The organism is Zymobacter palmae (genome assembly GCF_003610015.1).
In the GTDB taxonomy this organism is placed as follows: Bacteria; Pseudomonadota; Gammaproteobacteria; order Pseudomonadales; family Halomonadaceae; genus Zymobacter; species Zymobacter palmae.
Genome location: NZ_AP018933.1, coordinates 1,438,161 through 1,455,987, shown reverse-complemented (window position 1 = coordinate 1,455,987; position 17,827 = coordinate 1,438,161). Strand labels below are relative to the sequence as shown.

18 protein-coding genes are annotated in these 17,827 nt (G+C 58.3%); 10 read left to right on the top strand and 8 right to left on the bottom strand.

Going from position 1 to position 17,827, the window contains the following annotated elements; translation table 11 throughout:
• The first annotated feature begins 165 nt into the window (after positions 1-165).
• From ZBT109_RS06510 to ZBT109_RS06495, 4 genes are all read left to right on the top strand, one after another.
• A complete protein-coding gene (locus ZBT109_RS06510; RefSeq protein WP_051524009.1) occupies positions 166-642 on the top strand; it encodes a transcriptional repressor in 477 nt (158 codons plus the stop codon).
• Between the two features lie 83 nt (positions 643-725).
• Positions 726-1,175 carry a phosphoribosyl-AMP cyclohydrolase gene (gene hisI / locus ZBT109_RS06505; RefSeq protein WP_027705702.1) on the top strand — a complete coding sequence of 150 codons (450 nt, stop codon included), beginning with the start codon at positions 726-728 and terminating at the stop codon, positions 1,173-1,175.
• A 184-nt stretch (positions 1,176-1,359) separates the two neighbouring features.
• Entirely contained in the window at positions 1,360-1,647 is a 288-nt protein-coding gene (yidD, locus tag ZBT109_RS06500) for a membrane protein insertion efficiency factor YidD (protein WP_051524006.1), read from the top strand.
• 70 nt (positions 1,648-1,717) lie between these two features.
• Positions 1,718-2,425 (top strand): LuxR C-terminal-related transcriptional regulator, encoded by a 708-nt coding sequence (locus tag ZBT109_RS06495; protein ID WP_051524005.1) that lies wholly within the window; start codon positions 1,718-1,720, stop codon positions 2,423-2,425.
• A 660-nt stretch (positions 2,426-3,085) separates the two neighbouring features.
• Here the strand turns inward: ZBT109_RS06495 and ZBT109_RS06490 are convergent.
• A complete protein-coding gene (locus ZBT109_RS06490) occupies positions 3,086-3,505 on the bottom strand; it encodes a SufE family protein (RefSeq protein WP_027705700.1) in 420 nt (139 codons plus the stop codon).
• 74 nt (positions 3,506-3,579) lie between these two features.
• Positions 3,580-4,749: a tyrosine-type recombinase/integrase gene (locus tag ZBT109_RS06485; protein WP_051524004.1), complete on the bottom strand. Its 1,170-nt coding sequence runs from the start codon at positions 4,747-4,749 to the stop codon at positions 3,580-3,582.
• 260 nt (positions 4,750-5,009) lie between these two features.
• Between ZBT109_RS06485 and ZBT109_RS06480 the strand changes: the two genes are divergently transcribed.
• The gene (locus ZBT109_RS06480) at positions 5,010-5,684 is read left to right on the top strand and encodes a LysE family transporter (RefSeq protein ID WP_027705698.1); all 675 of its coding nucleotides are present in this window, start codon (positions 5,010-5,012) and stop codon (positions 5,682-5,684) included.
• A 347-nt stretch (positions 5,685-6,031) separates the two neighbouring features.
• On the opposite strand, the gene dhbA is transcribed toward ZBT109_RS06480, so the two are convergent.
• From dhbA to ZBT109_RS06460, 4 genes are all read right to left on the bottom strand, one after another.
• Positions 6,032-6,784, bottom strand: coding sequence for a 2,3-dihydro-2,3-dihydroxybenzoate dehydrogenase (gene dhbA, locus ZBT109_RS06475; RefSeq protein WP_027705697.1), 753 nt, complete (start codon positions 6,782-6,784; stop codon positions 6,032-6,034).
• Positions 6,785-6,896: 112 nt separating this feature from the next.
• Positions 6,897-7,778 carry an isochorismatase family protein gene (locus ZBT109_RS06470; RefSeq protein ID WP_027705696.1) on the bottom strand — a complete coding sequence of 294 codons (882 nt, stop codon included), beginning with the start codon at positions 7,776-7,778 and terminating at the stop codon, positions 6,897-6,899.
• 139 nt (positions 7,779-7,917) lie between these two features.
• On the bottom strand, positions 7,918-9,567 hold the full coding sequence (locus ZBT109_RS06465) for a (2,3-dihydroxybenzoyl)adenylate synthase (protein WP_027705695.1): 1,650 nt from the start codon (positions 9,565-9,567) through the stop codon (positions 7,918-7,920).
• A complete protein-coding gene (locus ZBT109_RS06460; RefSeq protein WP_084261867.1) occupies positions 9,564-10,820 on the bottom strand; it encodes an isochorismate synthase in 1,257 nt (418 codons plus the stop codon). The genes ZBT109_RS06465 and ZBT109_RS06460 overlap by 4 nt, the downstream gene beginning before the upstream one ends.
• A 345-nt stretch (positions 10,821-11,165) precedes the next feature.
• Between ZBT109_RS06460 and fepB the strand changes: the two genes are divergently transcribed.
• Genes fepB through ZBT109_RS06440 form a run of 4 tightly spaced genes read left to right on the top strand, consistent with a single transcriptional unit; the run spans position 11,166 to position 15,059 of the window.
• On the top strand, positions 11,166-12,182 hold the full coding sequence (gene fepB, locus ZBT109_RS06455) for a Fe2+-enterobactin ABC transporter substrate-binding protein (RefSeq protein ID WP_211245198.1): 1,017 nt from the start codon (positions 11,166-11,168) through the stop codon (positions 12,180-12,182).
• Positions 12,179-13,204, top strand: coding sequence for an iron chelate uptake ABC transporter family permease subunit (locus ZBT109_RS06450; protein WP_051524003.1), 1,026 nt, complete (start codon positions 12,179-12,181; stop codon positions 13,202-13,204). The genes fepB and ZBT109_RS06450 overlap by 4 nt, the downstream gene beginning before the upstream one ends.
• Positions 13,201-14,244, top strand: coding sequence for a FecCD family ABC transporter permease (locus ZBT109_RS06445; protein WP_084261866.1), 1,044 nt, complete (start codon positions 13,201-13,203; stop codon positions 14,242-14,244). The genes ZBT109_RS06450 and ZBT109_RS06445 overlap by 4 nt, the downstream gene beginning before the upstream one ends.
• Positions 14,241-15,059, top strand: a complete 819-nt coding sequence (locus tag ZBT109_RS06440) for an ABC transporter ATP-binding protein (protein WP_027705691.1) — start codon at positions 14,241-14,243, stop codon at positions 15,057-15,059. Before ZBT109_RS06445 ends, ZBT109_RS06440 begins: the two co-directional genes overlap by 4 nt.
• A gap of 436 nt (positions 15,060-15,495) precedes the next feature.
• On the opposite strand, the gene ribB is transcribed toward ZBT109_RS06440, so the two are convergent.
• Together ribB and ZBT109_RS06430 are read right to left on the bottom strand one after the other, a co-directional pair.
• A complete protein-coding gene (ribB, locus tag ZBT109_RS06435) occupies positions 15,496-16,059 on the bottom strand; it encodes a 3,4-dihydroxy-2-butanone-4-phosphate synthase (RefSeq protein ID WP_084261865.1) in 564 nt (187 codons plus the stop codon).
• Between the two features lie 44 nt (positions 16,060-16,103).
• Positions 16,104-16,658 (bottom strand): cupin domain-containing protein, encoded by a 555-nt coding sequence (locus ZBT109_RS06430; RefSeq protein ID WP_051524001.1) that lies wholly within the window; start codon positions 16,656-16,658, stop codon positions 16,104-16,106.
• 425 nt (positions 16,659-17,083) lie between these two features.
• Between ZBT109_RS06430 and ZBT109_RS06425 the strand changes: the two genes are divergently transcribed.
• Positions 17,084-17,635, top strand: a complete 552-nt coding sequence (locus tag ZBT109_RS06425) for a cytochrome b (RefSeq protein ID WP_027705689.1) — start codon at positions 17,084-17,086, stop codon at positions 17,633-17,635.
• Positions 17,636-17,827: the final 192 nt, after the last annotated feature.

The following is a 17,827-nucleotide window of genomic DNA, read 5'->3' as shown; positions in this document are numbered from 1 at the left end:
CCAGTCTTAAGTTCACAGCGTTTGTAGTGGTCCTATGCCCCGGCCAGCCACACGTGGAGAAGCCGTCACACATGCGCGTTGGGGCAATCATGATATGCATCAAGGCAGCCAACGGGGTACACTCCTTTCTCATCGAGAACGAGTTATCAGAGTCAAGGACATGCCATGCAGCACTGTGATCATTCTGCGTCTACAGCCGAGCTGATTGCCAACGCAGAGCAGCGATGCCTTCAGCGTGGAACCCGCTTCACTCCCATACGCCGTCGGGTCTTCGAGCTGATCAGCAAGGCACCGGGTGCGTTGAAGGCCTATGATCTGTTGGATCAGCTGTCAGATGAACATGCTGCGGCCCGCCCACCTACGGTCTACCGTGCGTTGGATTTCCTGATCGAACAGGGTCTGGTTCACCGTATCGAATCGCTGAACGCTTTCATTGCCTGCTCGTGCCCTGATCACCGTTCGCAGTTCCAACTGATGATCTGCGAACAGTGCGGGCATGTTGAAGAGCTGCACGACACACGGCTGGTCGATATGCTGGAACAGGTGGCTCAGGAGCAGCAGTTTCGCCTACACCGCCAGACCATTGAACTGTACGGCCTGTGTCGCCGCTGCCAGTCAGGCAGTCCGCTGAACGTCTACTGAGATGCCCGCTTAGGCCCGCTCGGCGAGATCGAAGGGCCGTAGTGCGGTATTCTAGTGGCTTTCATTGATCCGGGAGCATCACCGTGAGCACAGTCGGCCTACTCAAGACCCTCGAACAGTCCCCCGCAGGCTATACCGTAGCGCTGGACAGCGTACTGGACGCCATTCCTTGGAATGCGGACGGTCTGATTGCCGCTATTGCTCAGCAGTACGATAGTCACGAAGTGCTGATGATGGCGTGGATGAACATCGACACGTTGCGCGAAACGCTTGCCACCGGGCGCGTGTGTTACTGGTCACGTTCGCGCCAAAAAGCATGGCGCAAGGGCGAATCTTCCGGACAAATCCAAACCCTCAAGCAGGCCATGCTCGACTGCGACGGCGATACCCTGCTGCTGCTGGTCGATCAGACGGGGCCTGCCTGCCACAGCGGGCGCCGTACCTGCTTTCTAACAACGCTTGAAAACGATCAGGCGGTCGTCAACAGCGATCCACTGATTTCCCCCGAAGCGCTGTACGGCAAAGGCCACTGAATTCAGCGTTTTTCATCCGGCAGAGTGCACCACTTCGCTCGCTTTTCTGGCATTCGCTCTGCGACCGCCACGTATGCAGTAGCCATAGGGCTGATACAGGGTTTGATACGTTCGCACAGCGCAATATACCAGCGCCTGTGCGAACTGAACGGTTTCGACCACGTGACTCGATAGGTCTTGCCATATGTGCTCACACGACTCAGCTTCAACGTCTGGCCCTTCACGCCGCGGACAGCGTATTGTCATCGCACTGCTGATCGCACCGATAAAAGGCTATCAGTGGGTGATCAGCCCTCTGCTGGGGCAGCGCTGCCGATTCTGGCCTTCCTGCTCACAGTACGCCATCGACGCACTGCGTCTGCACGGCCCGCTTAAAGGCGGCTGGCTGACAATCAAACGTCTGGCGCGCTGCCATCCTTTCTGCAAGGGTGGTATTGACCCCGTCCCTGAACGTGACGAACATAAACGATAACGCAACGTCAACGGCGGTGACCAAACCAAGCATTACAGTGGCGCTGCATGCACCTTAGGGGGGTGACGTTATGAACGGCTGGCAAGAAGATTTGCTGACGACGCTGGAAAAACCGCATACCTTCGATGATATTCTGCGCGTTGGGGAGCGTTCCATTCAGGCGCTGGGATTCAAGAACTGTACGTGGATCACTCAGTTGCCGGTACCACTGACACGCCGCGAGGTATTTGCCGTCGCTAACAATGACGACGAAGTCGCTCGACGAGTACGGTCAGGCTGGTACAACAAAGCACCGGTCTTCCGTATTTGTGCGGAAACTAGCCGTCCAGTGATGTGGACTGGACGCGCGGAAGGTCAGCTGTTCGACATGAACCCCGGGATGTGGGAAGAACACTTCTCACTAGGAAGGCGAGCGGGATGGGCCCAGTCGGTTCATGATCGCATTGGCATCTACAGCCTGTTCATCACCTCAAACGATAGTCAGCTGGAAGAACCTGATATCGAGGTTCATCAGCGCCAGCTGCAGTGGCTGACCCATGCCATGCACTTTGCCATGTTCACCTCGCGCGATGAGCACGACCAAATCCTGAGCAATCGCGAGCGGGAAATCTTGCGCTGGACGGGAGATGGCAAAACCGTAGCAGAAATCGGCATCATCTTGGGTCTGTCAGACAGCACGGTCAATTTCCACCTGCGCAATGCCATGACGAAGCTGGGCGCACCGAACAAGACGTCGGCCGTCGTAAAAGCCATCTTCCTCAAAGAGCTGTTTGCCTAACCACTGCATGCTCTTGCATTTCTTTCACGGTGCCAGCGCCCATACCCTGTATGTAGCTTGAGCATCCGGCACCGTGAAACCTCGCGCCTATCCCGACTTCCACCGACCGGTCATGCACTATCATCGTCATTCGCGCCACTACGACATTCATGTCATGAATACTTCGGCTAGCGACCCTGTAGAGACCCTAATCCTGTTTGCCACCGTGGGTATGGTCGCCATTCTGTACTCGGGCTGTATTCAGCGGCTTCTGATATCACACGCTCGTGAACGATAAGGCTGTTTCCAGCATCGTCCCGATGGCCTTTTTCGCCCTGACATTGGGATATTTAACGCTATCCTCCGAAACGGCGATCGCAGGCGCTCCCACGGCATGCACCCGATCAGGCCGTGGGAGGCTGATCGGGTGCTAAAAAAGGCACATAACGAATATTGCGAGTCAGAAGGTCAACAACAAAACAACGGTGGCGGGCGTTTGCCATGACCGGACAGGCCTTCAGCAACGCTTACGCTACCCGGCCGGCCTCGGTTTCTCGCCCTTCCGCGGCATACCTTCGGTGCCACACATCAGGGAGTGACCTTTATCATCTTATATATGGCGTGACACGCTAGCCGGTCTGCACGGCAGGTAGACTCTCTTCCCTAGCGAGGGCGCGGATATCAGGCCAGTTTTGCGGCGGTCAGATAGATATGGGCCAGCATGGCATGCAGGCCGTTATTGCGCGTGGGTGAAAGGTGTTGGCTCAGACCCAGTTGATCCAGGCAGTCTTTGGGCATGGCCAAGATAGCGTGGGGAGTGCGGTCGTTATAGATGCGCATGACAACGGCGATCAGACCAGAAACGATGGCGGCATCCGACATAGCGCTGAAATGCAGGTGATCACCGTGTTGTTCGTCATAAATCCAGACGTTGGACTGGCAACCGTCGATGCGATACTCCGCTGTTTTCCATTCATCCGGCATGGCGGGCAACTGTTTGCCAAGGTCGATGATGTACTGGTAGCGGTCCATCCAGTTGTCGAAGAAACCAAACTCTTCGATCAGTTCATCAAGCGCCTGCTGGGGAGTATCCGTTGCCATGTTCATCCTCGGTTGATCAGGAAAGTAACCGCTGGCCGCAGCCAGTCGGTGATGTGAAGCGCCTTATCATAACGCTACTGGTGAGCAGTGTCGTCCTGAACCAACCCTTGGCCGTGGTGAGAAAGCTGTTCATGCCACTCTTCTGCTTCGGTATGCAGATAGCGCGCAGTGGTGTCCAACCGCGAGTGACGTGCTGTCTGCGCCAGATAGCGCATTTCGACCCCAGACTGGGCCTGATGGGTGAGCGCCGTGTGGCGCAGCCAGTGAGGCGTTGCCATTCGCAGTTGCTGGATATAGCGAGGATCACCCTCTTCCGCTTCCAGCGCGGCAGCGGCCTGCTGAAAGGTCTGCCTGAGCAGGCGATACAGCTGATTATCGGTGATGCCATCGCGTCCGTTCAGCGCCCTCAGCACGGGGGTCTCTTCATGCAGAGCGGGTATATCTGGCAGTCCTAGCGTGCGACGCCACTGGGTAAGCAGTGCTCGCATCGCAGGGGGTACGGGGACCTGCGCTGCCTTCTGCCCTTTCCCTACCACACGCCACCACCAACGCCCTTCACGCTCAATGAAGTCGTTCATGCGTGCCTGTGCCATTTCGCTGACGCGTGGCGCCAGCAGGTAGCCAAAACCGACCGCAAAGCGACGCCGAGCCTGCGCGTAATCCGCCGAAGGGATCTGCCCCGCCGAGGGGCGTTGAAGCCACTGCCACAGCCAGTTCCACAGCGGGCGTTCCAGGTAGCGCTCGACGGTTGCGGTACGGTTATCAAGTCGCTGGCGTTTGTTGCGCATCAGTCGGAAAGGGTTATGCGATACCCAGCCAGCTTCCAACAGCCAGCTCAACAAGCCCTGCAGGATCACCAGCGTCTGCCGACGGCTGGCTGGCGACAGTGGCCCCCGGAACGGTCGCCAAGCGGGATCACTGCGTCGCGAAACGCTGCCGACCCAGCGTTCACGCGGGGTGGGATCGGCAAGAAACCGTTCAAACGTGTCCAGATGTTCACGGGTCATCTGATCCAGCGTCAGCGACTGATCGCGCAGCCAAAGCAGCAGCCGCTCGGCTTCCTTGCGGTAATGGCGGAAGGTGCGTGGGCTCTCACGGTATTCCATCAGCCACTGACTGACAGCTTCTGCGTCGTTGCGCGCCGGAATATGCACGGCCGACGGGCTGGAAAGGGCCGATGTCGATCGCGGCTCCGGCAGTTCGAACGTCAACGGCGTCAATGCGGTGGTGGAAGCGAGGGTCATAAGACGTCTACACCCTAAGGAAAGTGAATGATCGTGGGCGGCGCAATGTACCGCTAGGCATCATCGCCGCACAGGCCGCTAGACCCACATGGTACCGAAAAGGCACGCCACACCCAGAAAGCCTTTTCACATGCCAAGCGGCACGTTACATTACTCCGCCCTGCAGACGGGGCCTAAGCATACCGCGTTCGCAGGCCCCCAGACTATCCATACTCTCGTGCGTGACGTTCTCTTTTCTACCGACAAAAGGTAATGCTGTTATGTCGCTCTCTGCCTATATATCGCTGTTCATTGTGCATTTCATGGCAGTGGCTATTCCCGGACCGTCGTTCTTCTTCATTACCCAGACTGCTTTTAAATACGGTAAGCACAATGCACTGATGGCGACACTAGGGGCTTCGCTGGGGGTAATGGTATGGATCACGCTGGCGCTGGCAGGGTTGATCGTGCTGATCCGCCATATTCCTTTGCTGCACACGCTGCTGACACTGGCCGGCAGTCTGTATCTGCTGTGGATGGCGCAAGCAATGATCCGTAGCGCATGGGCCAGCATTCGCGGTGCACATCGTGATGACATGCGCGTAGCAGACGAACCGGACATGCTAAAGGAAGACCGTGCGCTGAAACGCCCTCCAGCACTGTGGCGTTCACTGGGCAAAGCGGTACTGGTCGAGTTGTCTAATCCCAAATCGATGATCTACTTCAGTAGCGTGCTGTCGTCATTTCTGAGCCCGGACCTTGCACTGCATGACATGCTGGGCGTGGGCATTATGATGGCACTGATCATGCCACTGTGGTTCGTGCCGGTCAGCCTGCTGTTTTCGACCGCCAGAGCGCGTGCGCTGTACTACCGAAAAGCCTGCTGGGTCGACATGGGCGCGGGTATCATCTTCACCCTGCTGAGCCTGCATATTCTGCATTCACTCTGGTCGTGATGAATACCCAGTGTGTGCAGCGGCAACGTGAAGGGGCTTGGAGGCCATATGGCGTGATGAACACTCATGCGGCCGAATAATGAAGAGAAACCGAAATATCACATATGAAATGAAAGGAAGAGCCGCACGGGGAATGCACCACTGAAAGGCGCAAGGAAGACGCGTGGAAAAAGAAGCTCAGGGCAACTAGCGCGCAGAATGGACCGTTAGGGTGAACAAAGGCCCTTGCCTCATCCCGGGGGCAAGGGCCTTGTTCCGTTTCATGGCAGACGATCTGTCTGCACCATGACTGCTGCAATCGCACATTTCCGGCCATGGAGAAGATGCGATGCAGGCCATGACAGGGGTTACGCGCCGAGAGTGGCTCCACCGTCGATCACGATATCCTGTAGGGTCACATGCCCCGCATGCGGGGATGCAAGATAGAGAACCGCGTCCGCGATATCCTGCGGTTGGGCAATTTTGCCCAGCGGAATGCCCAGCTTGAAGTCGTCTGGGAACCCGCGGATGGTCTGTTGTTCCGATTCGGGGCCATGCCACAGCGAACGCTGCATAGCGGTATCCGTCGAACCCGGTGAAACCAGATTGCAACGCACACCGTAAGGCGCTAGCTCAAGGCCCGCGCTGAGACACAGGCTGCGCAGGGCCGCCTTGGATGCGCCATAGGCACTCATGCCGATGCGCGGGGCATGGGCAGCATTCGAACCGACGGTGACGATGGCACCACTACGCTGTGCCTTAAAGTGGCCCATCGTATTGTGAAACATGCGATAGACCCCGCCCGCATTGGTGTCGATGCAGGCCTGCCAGTCGTCTTCACTCAGCTGCTCAAGTGTACCGGTGCGCAAAACACCGGCGGCATTGACCAGAATATCCAGCCCTTCACTCAGTAGTAGCTGAGCGCTCTGGCGTGCCACAGCCTCGGCATCGGTGACGTCCAACACTACGGCCACATCGATATGCCCAGCACCTTCTGCAAAGGTTCTGTCGATTCCAATCACGTGCGCGCCCTGTGCACGGAAAGCGCGCGCGATGGCAGCCCCGATGCCTTGTGCGGCCCCCGTCACCCATACCACGTTATCGCTAAATGCCTGACTCATACCCCTGCTCTCCCAGACCGGACGGGGTCAGTTGCCCGTCCTTCACCTTGACCGTATTGGAGCGCCCTTACCGAGCGCTCCCTTTCTTTTATGCTGGCGATGACAAACGTGCTTATGCCAGCGCGGCTTCGTCGGTATGTCGGTGCACCGATGCAGAGAGCAAGGCCCACCATGCGGCCAGCGTAGGCTCCCGTGCCAACAGGGTGAAATCCACGGCATGTCCGCCACGATTCCACTGTGCCGCCAGATTCATCATGCGAATGGAATCCAGTCCAAAGTCGATCAGGTTGTCATCGTTTTCGACGTCATCACCGTCGTCGTCCAGCAACGCCACGACCTGCGCGCGCAGCTGCGCGAAGCTAACAACAACGGGAGCAATACGCTGGGTGGTTGTCACGCTGCCGCAGCGACCGGCGACATAGCGCAGCGCCATGTCATGGTCTTCACGCGAGAAATCGGCCAGCGCATCGGAAACGAAGAAGGGCTGAATATCGCGCATGAAAGCATCACAGGCCGTCATCATGCAGCCAATATGGGCATACACGCCGCCGATGATCAGCTGATCGCGCCCCATCGACTTCATATCGACTTCCAGTAACGAACGCTGGAAAGCGCTATAGCGCCATTTGGTCAGTACCGTGTCCTGAAGGGTCGGTGCCAATGCATCTACGATGGCCGCACGCTCAGGATGATCATTCAGGCCAGCGCCCCACATATCGTTGAGCAAGCGACGATCTTCGGGTTTCTGATCGACAGGCTGTGCGGTATAGAACACCGGAATGCCTGAACGATGACAGAACTGGCGCAGCGCCTTCAGGTTGTCGACGACCCGCTGGATCAGCATGCTATCCGCGGCCCAGAAATCGAGGAAATACTCCTGCATATCATGGATCAGCAGCACGGCGCGGGCGGGGTCAAACGTCCAGTCAACCTTATTAGTCGGGAGTTCGGCGCTCGTCGGCAGCGAATAGTCGGCGATACGGGGAATACTCATGAATCAGCGCTCCTTGCATGGACGGAGGTCTTTGCCCCCCCCGCTATCGAACAATTTTTGGCTCTGTCTATAAACATCTGTCGGTGCGGCTGACACTGCGCACCCTAAGCCTCAGCGCATACGCGCCAGGCGCCCGAGCCTATGTACCTGATGCCAAGCCAGCGTGCAGCGTTTCTCGCAAAGCACGCTTGTCGATTTTGCCAACGGCAGTCTGCGGAAGAGCATCGACGAACTGGAAGCGATCGGGCACTTTATAGTCGGCAACACCCAGCTCTCGCAGCCAGCGACGCAAGGGGGCGGCCTTGAGCGGCGTCCGCGCGACAACTACGGCACAGCTCTTTTCGCCCATCACATCATCCGGTACTGATACGAATGCGACCTCGATAATGTCATCGTGGCGCAGCAGCAGGTTCTCGATCTCTTCGGCTGCGATCTTTTCACCGCCGCGATTGATCTGGTCCTTCTCACGCCCAACCACTTTCAGGTAGCCATCTTCCGTCATTTCGACGATATCGCCCGACACATAGAACCCCTCGTCGGTAAAGGCGAACTCGTTGTGTATGGGCGCGCGGTAATAGCCACGGAACGTATAAGGGCCACGCACGATCAGATGCCCCGGCGTTCCTGCTGGCAAAGGCTGACCATCGGTATCGACGACGAACACTTCATCGTCGGGACACATCGGATACCCTTGGGTGTGGGTGCGGTGCCAGTCGTCATCGTCCAGACGGGTGTAGTTAACCAGCCCTTCGGCCATACCGAACACCTGCTGAAGCTGGCAGCCAAAGCAGGTCGGCACGCGCTCGGCAAGCGATACCGCCAAACGCGCACCGCCAATTTGCATCAGTTCGAGACTGTCCAGCTGCGGGCGGTTCTCAACCGTCAGCGACTGTTCCCACAGCGTCACCGCAGGCGGCACCAAGGCCACCATCGTGACCTGATGGCGTTCGATCAGCGGGAAACAGCGCTGCGGTGCGGGGTCGTCTGCTAACACCACGCAGCCACCCGCATGGAAGATACCCAGCGCGCCCGGCGAACTGAGGGGGTAATTATGTGCGGCGGGCAGTGCACACAGAAAACGCGTCGCCGCCGAGACACCGCACAGCTCGACGCTGCGGCGAATGCTGTAGTCGTAATCGTTATGCGTGCGCGGAATCAGCTTAGGGGTGCCCGTGCTGCCACCGGACAGCTGGAAAAACGCCACCTCACCCGCCGGAGTGGGCGCAGGCGTTACCTCTCGAGACACCAGCCCTTCTAGGGAACCATCAATAGCAGCGTCCAGCGAAATGGGGGCAATGCCCGCCGTACGCGTTGAGGACTCACCGCGCAGCAGGACGCGATTGATATGTGGGAAATCGTCGCGCAGCGCGCGCCAGTAGTCGTCATCCGCAAACAGCCGATGGGCACGGTCGGCGATCACCAGTGAGGGACCAATCAGCTCAGCATACGCGGCCAGTTCGGTCTTCTGATGACTGAACAGTGCGTTGACCGGCACGATGCCGCATTTCAGCAGCGCGAAGAAGGTAATGTAGAACTCAGCGACATTGCCCAGCTGTACCAGAGCCGTCTGTCCCGGCTGAATGCCCAGTCGCAGCAGCGAGCTTGCCAAAGTATCAATACGCTGGTTGAGCTCGCGATAGGAGAGCTGGCGCTCGTCGCAGACCACGGCACAGGCGTCGCTGTCGGCATGCTGGGTCACAATATCGGTCAGCGGGCGGTCGATCCAGTAGCCACGCTCTCGGTAACGGTTGGCCAGATCATCAGGCCAATGAATAAACGGAATGGTCATGATGCGTGATGCTCTTGGCAGACAGAAGAAGAGGGATAAGAAGCGGTAGCCACCGACATTAGGCGGTCACTGTCGAGGCCGAAGGCTTCGAGCATGGTGCCCAGCTTGTTGGCAGTTTCGTGCCACTCGGAAGCAGGGTCGGAATCAGCGACGATACCGGCACCGGCGAACAGCCGGATGCCGCGCTCGCCCACGACGCCACAGCGAATGGCCACGATCCACTCGCCGTTACCCTGATCGTCACACCAGCCTACAATGCCGCCAAACGGCCCGCGATCCTCTGGTTCGAGCCGAGCAATCCGCTCTGCGGCCTCAGTTTCAGGGAAGCCACGCAGTGCCGGCGTCGGGTGCAGTCGACAGGCCAGTGTCAGGGCATCTTCATCGGCCGCTTTCACTTCTGCGCGGATGGACGACCCCAAGTGCCACAGACGCGTCGTCGGCATCACCTCTGGGTGTTCGGGAATGTGAAGCTGGTGCGTCACAGGGCTTAGCCGCTGGCGAATGGCCTGCGTAACGACCCGATGTTCATGAAGGTCCTTGAGCGAATGCTGTAGTGCCTGCGCCTGCAAGCGATCTTCTGTGGCATCGTCACTGCGCCGAGCCGTGCCCGCCAGTGGCGTCGACCACAACTGATGCCCTTGCTTGCGCAACAACAGCTCAGGAGATGCCCCCAGCAGTGTGCCCTGCGGCAGCGGCACACTGAAATGATAGCTATCGGGGTTCTGGGCCATCAGACGTGCCAGCAACCGCTGGGCATCGGGACGCTGCGCCGTATCCAGCAACAGCTGACGCCCTAGCACAACCTTGTCGAGCTTCCCTTCCCGCATGTCACGAACGGCCTGTGCTACCGCGCTTTGATAGCCGTACTCATCAGCACGTGCCTTGACCGATAGCACCGAGGGGGCACTTCCTGTGCGAGAGGCGCGATGCGCCTCGGTCAGCCAATGCGAGCGATCGATCTCGGTGTGGCGACGCGGAATGAACAGCATGGACGGCTGTCGCGTATCGAAGGGGATAGCGCCGACCAGTATTGGATGGGCGATGCCGGCTTTTCGCGCTCGCGCGAAAGCCTGACGAACCTGCTTCTGGAAGGCGCTGTCTGAACGCTCACCGCCAAGCGCGGCGTGGGTGATCACCTCCTGACAGCCTTCCGTTCTGAAACTGCGATACGGTGAGGACAGCAAGAAGCCATCGTGATGTGCGTGCCCAAAGCCCGGCTTGGCCGCTGCGTCTTCCTGATATGAAGGCCGCATGGTTCGCCCTCCTGCGCGGTAGGTTGAGTGCATGAAAACACCGTTCTCACGCTGGCAAGTCCCGATGAATAACGGGTATTGCACAGGCTTCCTTATGAGAATGGTTATCATTTATAACACTACGCTAACGGAGAGTGCGACCAAAAGTCAATACAGGACCATATTAGTCTTTTTTGCTAGGGTTCACGTATCATAGGGTGCATAACGTAATGATAATGATTATCATCACTTGCATGATGCAAGAGGGAATCTCAACAAAGCCTTCCTGCTGCAGCCTCAGTGCCGCCTGCGCGCGCCTGATGGCCTACCACTGATCCATGCGCACTCTCGTGTAAGGACGCTGCTATGACTCGACCGCCCTTCTCTGGTTTCTCTGCACGCCGTCTGTTCCATACTGCGGGACGACTGATGGGGCCACTTCTGATGCTGCTGTGCGTTGCTCCCGCCCATGCGGCCGAGGGCTGGCCGCGTCAAATTCAGGACGATGGCGAGGGGGTGACGCTTTCCGCCCCGCCGACTCGGATCGTATCGACCAGCGTGACGCTGACCGGCAGCCTGTTGGCCATCGATGCCCCGGTCATTGCCAGCGGCGCAACCGCTCCTCGTTCACGCATTGCCGACGATCAAGGGTTCCTACTTCAGTGGAGTGATCAGGCCAAACAGCGACACCTTCAGCGTCTGTATATCGGCACGCCGGATCTGGAAGCGATCGCAATGCAGGCCCCAGATCTTATCGTGGTGTCGGCAAGTGGTGCCGATTCGGCACTCAAACTTAAAAGCCAGTTGTCCCAGATTGCCCCCACGCTGGTGATCAATTATGACCATGCTGCGTGGCAGGATATTACCCGTCTGTTGGGACGCGCGACCGGCCATGACGCTGAGGCCAATGCGCGTATCGCCGAATTCGATGCCGCGCTGAAAAAAACGCGTGCCCACCTCCAACTGCCACCGCAGCCGGTATCGGCATTCACATGGCCTCAGGGTCAGCAGAACAGTGCCAATCTGTGGACGAGCGAATCTGCTCAGGGACGCCTGCTGGAAGCGCTGGGCATGACCTTAGCGAAGGTGCCACCGGAGCTGGCGGACTTCCATCAGATGGGTAAACGCCATGACATTCTTCCCGTTGGGGGTGAGCGATTGGCCGATGCGCTGACAGGCAAAACGTGGCTGATCTTCGCCGCCAACGACGACACCGCGCAGACCGTACGCCAGCACCCTTTCCTAAAAGATACGCTTGCCGCGCAGCAAGGACGCGTCTTTGCCTTGGGAACCGATACCTTTCGTCTGGACTACTACAGCGCCATGCGGCTGCTTGAACGCCTGTCGACGCTGTTTGGCTCACCGGCATCTGCATCCTCATGAGCACATCGTTCCCCTCGCCCGCTCAGCGTCAGACGCTGTGGTGGCTGTGCGCATTACTGCTGCTTGTTGTCATAGCCGTCAGCCTGATGGTCGGCGCACGCAGTATCGCCCCCACCACGGTCTGGCAGGCACTGACGTCTGACTGTTCGGCATCTCGGCAGGCTGACTGTGTCATCATCGAACAGGCTCGCTTACCACGTACGCTGATGGGGGTCATGGTGGGCGCGGCCTTGGGGCTATCGGGTTGCCTGATGCAGCAACTGACCCGCAATCCATTAGCCGACCCCGGCGTGCTTGGCGTTAATGCCGGTGCCAGCCTGGCCGTCGTGCTGTGCGTTGCCCTCAGTGGGCAAACCGCGATGCCGTGGCTGGTTGGTGCCGCCTTCTGTGGTGCACTGCTGTCCAGCTTGGTTCTGATGGTATTGGGTGCGCTGACGGGGCGTGGGCACGTGGATCCAATTCGACTGACACTGATCGGGGTTGCCATGGGGGCGGCTCTGGAGGGACTGTCGTCAGGTATTGCACTGCTCGACCCCACGACGTTTGATCAAATGCGCTTCTGGCGCACGGGTTCATTGGACATTCACGGCATGACGGCCCTCAAGGCGGCCGCGCTACCGATGGGCTTAGGTCTGATGATCGTGCTGCTGATAGGACGAGGGTTGGAAGCGCTGGCGCTGGGGGATCAGCTGGCCGCATCGCTGGGCAGCCGCACTCACATCACTCACGCGCTGGGCATCGTGGCCATCGCGTTGCTGTGTGGCAGCGCCGTTGCCGCGGTAGGCCCCATCGCTTTTCTAGGCTTGATGGCCCCGCATCTGGCTGCCCGACTCTCGTCCGGCTCCGCGCGCTGGCAGCTGTACTGGGCTCTGCTGATAACCCCACTACTGCTGCTGTGCGCCGACATTGCAGGGCGTGTGCTGTTCAGTGGTGAAGTACGGGTGTCGATTCTGACGGCTGTGCTGGGTGCCCCCGTGTTGATCGTGCTGGCCCGTCGCATGTGGCGAGGAACGGCCCGATGAGCGCTTGGCAACCTCAACGACAGGATACAGAGTGCGGTCCACACCGGCGTGAACATTGGCGCGCCATCATCGTTACCGCACTGTCTTTTATCGCCGTGCTGGCACTGGGACTATGGGCGCTATGTCTGGGCCGCCTGCCGCTTTCGCTTCACCAAATTATTGGCGTCTTTAATGGAGATGCCCCAGCGTTCATGGTCCGCGTAGTAATGGAGTGGCGTCTGCCGCGCATCGCGGCAGCGGTGCTGTGCGGTGCCGCGCTCGGTCTGGCCGGCACGCTGTTTCAATCACTGATGCGCAACCCGCTGGGCAGTCCCGATGTGATGGGGTTCGATACCGGCGCGTGGAGCGGCGTACTGATCGCCATGATTGCGTTTCAGGCCACCACGGTAGGAATCACCCTTGGCGCTATCGCGGGCGGTACACTGACCGCGCTCATCATCATGTTGCTGACATGGCAACGCCATCGACCGCTCAGCCCAATGGTGTTGATCATCGTGGGAATCGGCGTTCGAGCACTGCTGATCGCATTCAATAGCTGGATGATCATGCAGGCCTCTCTTGAGGCGGCACTGTCGGCAGGGCTGTGGGGCGCGGGATCACTGGCCGGCGTTAGTTGGTCGGGTATGCTCGTGCCCGCCATTATGGTGGGGATAGCCACCGCCATGATCCTACTGTTGTCAAAGGGGCTGCGTATGCTGGAAATGGGTGATGATACGGCACGAGGTCTGGGCGTTGCCGTAGGCCGCACTCGGCTACTGCTGATCGTGACCGGTGTTGTACTGGTGGCCGCGTCCACAGCCTTGGCGGGTCCCATTGCATTCGTCGCCTTGGTATCACCGCAGATCATGCATCGCCTCAGCCCCGCCCCGCAGTTGCGACTGCCGCTCGCGGCACTGGGGGGCGCGCTGCTTCTGCTGGCGGCCGACATGGCAGCCCAGCATCTTTTCCTGCCCTACCAGTTGCCCGTCGGCGTGGTCACTGCCAGTCTTGGCGGCCTTTATCTGCTGGGATTGCTACTTCGCGAGGTACGCTCATCATGACTACGGCCTATCTGCCCAAGTCTCCTCTTCAAGCCGAGAACATCAGCGTAGGGTATGACGACCAGTACGTACTGAATGCGCTGTCACTGGACATTCCTGCCGGTGAAACAACCGTCATTATCGGCCCCAACGGCTGCGGAAAATCCACGTTGCTGAAATCGCTGGCGCGCTTGCTATCACCACGGACCGGTGTTGTGCGCTTGGAAGGCGATGTCATCGCACACCAGCGCACTCGCGACATTGCTCGTCGGCTCGGCATTCTGCCTCAGTCCTCCCATGCGCCTGATGATATCCGCGTTCGGGATCTGGTGGCGCGGGGGCGCTACCCGCATCAAGGATTGCTGACACGCTGGCGCGAGCAGGACGAACGGGCTGTCAGTAAGGCCATGACCGCGACAGCCGTAGCATCGCTGGCTGACCGTCGCGTCGATACGCTGTCCGGTGGTCAACGGCAGCGCGTCTGGTTAGCTATGGTACTGGCGCAGCAGACACCCACACTGTTGCTGGATGAACCGACTACCTGGCTTGATGTAGCGCACCAGATCGAACTGCTGGAGCTAATGAACCACTTGCGTCGCGATCATGGCAAGACACTGGTGATGGTGCTTCATGACCTTAATCAGGCCTGCCGCTATGCAACCCACCTAGTGGCCATGAAGGCCGGTCATATCATCGCGCAAGGTCGCCCAGCCGATATCGTGACGCCGGAAATGATCGACACCGTCTTTGGTCTAAAATGCGTGGTGATCGAAGACCCGATTGCTCATACACCGATGATCGTACCGTTGGGCGGTTATACACACAGCCCGCTCTAAACGAAGCCTCTCCGTCTCAGATGTAGGTGTGATAAGTATGTTGGAAGGAAAAAAGTAAGAGGACGATCAGGAAGGGACGGCGGTGTGATCGAACGACGTAGGGTGGCCGCCAGCGTGGCTGCCGCGGTCGCTCAGCCTACGCTTCACTCTTAAACGCAATGTCGATACAAGCCATCGCTCGAGATCAGCGCAAACAGGCAATGGCAATGGCAATGGCAATGGCAATGGCAATGGCAATGGCAATGGCAATGATGAAACACGCCCTATCCTTGTATGGCAAACGATAGCCTGTTGAGCGCACATCAGAGACCCTGCATTGAAATAAAACCCTTTATCAGCGCGTTACCTTTGCACTCCCTAGCTAATGACACACCTACGCCATTTCGCACCAATCACAAAGTGCCTTCGTTTTAAGAAGGCACTTTATGCAATTACCTCAGGCCTCAGTGACGGCAGTAGTCTCGATTGAAGAGGCTATTTCTTGCTGTGCCAGCTGCTGCCGAATGCTGACCAGCTCTTCGATTGATACCACCGGCAGTTCATGCTGCGTGGCAAAGCTTTGAATATCCTGCCCTTTCATCATAGTGCCATCGGCATTCATCAGCTCGCACAGTACGGCAGTAGGACGCATGCCCGCCAAGCGCGCTAGCTCAATTGCGCCTTCAGTATGCCCTTGCCGTCCCAATACACCATCATCATGCGCGCGCAGTGGGAACACATGGCCAGGCCGTACCAGGTCGTGCGGGCGAGCCTGCTCGGCAATGGCGGTCTTGATCGTGGTGACTCGGTCCTGTGCTGACACTCCCGTCGTGACCCCTTCTCGTGCTTCAATCGAGATGGTAAACGGCGTCGCATAGCGGCTTTCGTTGTGCGATGCCATAGGGGGAAGCGCCAGCCGGTGCACCGCATCCGAAGTCAGACACAGGCAAACGATCCCGCTGCATTCGCGAATCATAAGTGCCATGGTGGAAACCGTCAGCTGCTCGGCGGCTACGATCAGATCGGCTTCGTCCCTCTGTTAACGCCACACGCTAGGCGATGCGACTATGGGCGTGCCCCCTTGATGATCTGCCCACCCGCGGCGCACGGTGCGTCAGGCTGCTTGAGCGTAGCGGGATCCAGCTGAACCACCATGACGCGAGCGGGAACGTCACCGACCGTCCCTGCCAAATGGCCTTCATGACCGTCGATCGGTTGCGCACCCTGATCAACGCCCAACATCACTTCACCCGGGGTATATTCGCGACGCATGCCATCTGAGGTCTCTATGAACCAGCGGCCGTCCAGCGTCACCACCCACTGCTTTGTAGGATTGCGGTGCCAGTCACCAACCCATCCCGTAGGTGCCACGTTGAAGATCATCCGCTTGGGCTGAGGGTTATCATGCGAGACCCATTCCAGCCCAGCCGGTGGTGCAAATACTTCCAGCGTCATATCACTCCAGCGGCAAAGGCTCTGGTGGGTCACACCCTTAGCATCGGCCCATACGCTCCAGTAGTCGATGTGCTCCGGCTGAGCAGGTGCTTCCTGTGCGGCACAGTTCACCCCCCATCCCAAGATTACTGCGCCTAGTACGATACGGCAGCGCGATATGTTCATAAGTGCTCCTTCTGCGTTCGTGGCAAGTCGTATGCCGTCATACGCTCACGGCAGTTTTCTTAAGATAACTTAACGCCGGGGCACCGACACCTGTTCTAACTGGCACTGGAGGGCAAGCACGAAGCCTGAAGAGCAATGGCGAGGATGGCACTGATTTGATGGTGAAAAGCGAAGCGTTGCTGTCAACGCGGTGCGCTTGCAGCGCATTGTCGTGAATGCCACAGAGGAACTATCTGCCTAGGGCGACATAAGCCTCAGCGCAAGCAGTACCATATTGTATTTATGACGTACTCTCTCTAGTATTCGTCGGCGAGCTAAATGATATTTATTGTCACCTTAGAGCTTAATGCCTGAGCGAATATCGTCCGCCTTCTCCTCTTCAAAGACACCGCGACTGCGCCGCCCTGCAAAAGGACTTCCCGATCATGTCGACGACTCGCTATTCCACCGCATCGCGCCATTTTCACTGGCTGTCCGCTGCGCTGGTTATTCTCTGCTATGCGCTCGTGTTGAGCAGGACACTGTTCGACAAAGGCACCCCGGCACGAATGCTGGTGATGCAGGGGCACTTCTGGTTCGGCATCGCCGTGCTGGTGTTGACCGTACCGCGCATCATCAACGCGTTTCGTGCGGGCACGCCCCCCATTCACCCGCCGCTCGACCGCTTCAGCCATATTCTGTCCAAGGCATCTCACGGTTTGCTGTACCTCTTCCTGATCGTACAGCCGCTACTAGGGCTACTGATGGCCGGTTTTGGGCCAGGCAAGATGACCGTTCCGTTCACTCACTTCGACATTCCGCTACCGTTTCCGCAGAACAAATACCTAGCGGGTACGCTTCGCCAGATCCATGTACTACTGGGTACGGCGTTCTATTACGTTATTGGTCTGCACGTTGTCGCAGCGTTCTATCACCACTTGATCCGCAAGGACAATACACTGCGGCGCATGTCCTCACGCGGTAATAAGGAACAGTGAAACGGTTCCGGCATTGAATGTCTTATACGAAAAGCGGCCCTTCATTGAAGGGCCGCTTTTTCATACCAACATTTGGTATGAAGAACGAATAATACCGCTAACTGATCCGATCCAGCACCACTACACCAGATGCGCTATCCAGCGAAACAGTGGCATCAGACCATCCCGCACGGATGCCACTGGGCTGCGGCA

Coding starts and splice junctions, on each gene's coding strand:
- ZBT109_RS06510 (WP_051524009.1), top strand. CDS start 166: ATGCAGCACTGTGATCATTCTGCGTCTACAGCCGAGCTGATTGCCAAC.
- ZBT109_RS06450 (WP_051524003.1), top strand. CDS start 12,179: ATGAGCACATCGTTCCCCTCGCCCGCTCAGCGTCAGACGCTGTGGTGG.
- ZBT109_RS06460 (WP_084261867.1), bottom strand. CDS start 10,820: ATGCGGCCTTCATATCAGGAAGACGCAGCGGCCAAGCCGGGCTTTGGG.
- ZBT109_RS06470 (WP_027705696.1), bottom strand. CDS start 7,778: ATGAGTATTCCCCGTATCGCCGACTATTCGCTGCCGACGAGCGCCGAA.
- ZBT109_RS06485 (WP_051524004.1), bottom strand. CDS start 4,749: ATGACCCTCGCTTCCACCACCGCATTGACGCCGTTGACGTTCGAACTG.
- ZBT109_RS06465 (WP_027705695.1), bottom strand. CDS start 9,567: ATGACCATTCCGTTTATTCATTGGCCTGATGATCTGGCCAACCGTTAC.
- ZBT109_RS06490 (WP_027705700.1), bottom strand. CDS start 3,505: ATGGCAACGGATACTCCCCAGCAGGCGCTTGATGAACTGATCGAAGAG.
- ZBT109_RS06445 (WP_084261866.1), top strand. CDS start 13,201: ATGAGCGCTTGGCAACCTCAACGACAGGATACAGAGTGCGGTCCACAC.
- ZBT109_RS06430 (WP_051524001.1), bottom strand. CDS start 16,658: ATGAACATATCGCGCTGCCGTATCGTACTAGGCGCAGTAATCTTGGGA.
- yidD (WP_051524006.1), top strand. CDS start 1,360: ATGTGCTCACACGACTCAGCTTCAACGTCTGGCCCTTCACGCCGCGGA.
- dhbA (WP_027705697.1), bottom strand. CDS start 6,784: ATGAGTCAGGCATTTAGCGATAACGTGGTATGGGTGACGGGGGCCGCA.
- fepB (WP_211245198.1), top strand. CDS start 11,166: ATGACTCGACCGCCCTTCTCTGGTTTCTCTGCACGCCGTCTGTTCCAT.
- ZBT109_RS06440 (WP_027705691.1), top strand. CDS start 14,241: ATGACTACGGCCTATCTGCCCAAGTCTCCTCTTCAAGCCGAGAACATC.
- ZBT109_RS06495 (WP_051524005.1), top strand. CDS start 1,718: ATGAACGGCTGGCAAGAAGATTTGCTGACGACGCTGGAAAAACCGCAT.
- ZBT109_RS06480 (WP_027705698.1), top strand. CDS start 5,010: ATGTCGCTCTCTGCCTATATATCGCTGTTCATTGTGCATTTCATGGCA.
- ZBT109_RS06425 (WP_027705689.1), top strand. CDS start 17,084: ATGTCGACGACTCGCTATTCCACCGCATCGCGCCATTTTCACTGGCTG.